This is a genomic window from Acinetobacter sp. CFCC 10889 (genome assembly GCF_003268395.1).
Classification (GTDB): Bacteria; Pseudomonadota; Gammaproteobacteria; order Pseudomonadales; family Moraxellaceae; genus Acinetobacter.
The window spans coordinates 1-916 of sequence record NZ_LQXQ01000161.1 but is presented as its reverse complement, the minus strand read 5'-3'; the positions used below and the strand labels follow the sequence as shown (position 1 = coordinate 916).

General features: G+C 38.0%; 2 protein-coding genes. Both read left to right on the top strand.

Annotated features, from left to right (window positions below; all coding sequences use genetic code 11):
* Nucleotides 1-399, top strand: a 399-nt coding sequence (locus tag AVJ19_RS21170) for a DUF2946 domain-containing protein (protein ID WP_111861435.1), incomplete at its 5' end; no start/stop codon positions are given.
* 152 nt (nucleotides 400-551) lie between these two features.
* Nucleotides 552-916: cytochrome ubiquinol oxidase subunit I (locus tag AVJ19_RS21165; RefSeq protein WP_162626692.1), on the top strand; the 365-nt coding region annotated here is incomplete at its 3' end.

Sequence of the window (916 nt, the reverse complement as noted above, 5' to 3'; positions counted from 1 at the left end):
CTTCCAGAGAAATATCAAATTTCTCCTGTCTGTGAAACTATTGTCCATGCACTTCAACTAAATAACTCACACCATGTGCATAGCTCAGATCATTCTTCGCATACTCACTCTCATCAAGAGTTGAATTTAGCTAATCATGATACTGAAAAGCTTAATCATGCACATCTTGAACAAAAAACTTCGTCCAGTCATCATCACGATGCAAATCATCAATGTCAGTACTGTGTGGTTTACGCACATGTCGTTCCTTTACCAGACATTCGCGTTAAAGAAATACTTGTTAGAGTTCAAGTTCGGTTATTAGCTTTTAAAGAAGCTTTCTTTCATATCTTCTTTATTTTAAATCAATTATTTCTTATCCCTCAAGGTCGAGCACCTCCTCTCTCTTTTGCTGTCTAAATTTATTGGCAATTCCTTATTGTTTTGAAATTTAATTAGTTGAAGAGACTAATCGCTATGTTATTACTTTTAAAAAATGCACGTATCTGTGTAGGCACACGCATATCAGAGCATATGCAATCTAGAGCATGCTTCGGATGTGGAGAGTTGCTATGACCTTAGGTTTTACGGCACTTGAGTTAGCACGTATTCAGTTTGCATTCACGGTATCATTTCATATTATTTTCCCTGCGATTTCTATTGGGCTTGCAAGCTTTCTTGCAGTTTTAGAATGGCGATGGCTTAGAACAAACGACTCTATTTATCATGATTTATTCAAATTCTGGGTGAAAGTATTTGCATTGTCATTCGGCATGGGGGTCGTTTCTGGTGTCGTAATGAGCTATCAGTTCGGTACAAACTGGAGTGAGTTTTCTCGATTTGCAGGAGGCGTTACAGGCCCGTTACTGAGCTACGAAGTTCTAAGTGCTTTCTTCTTAGAAGCAGGATTTTTAGGCATTATGCTTTTTGGATGGGA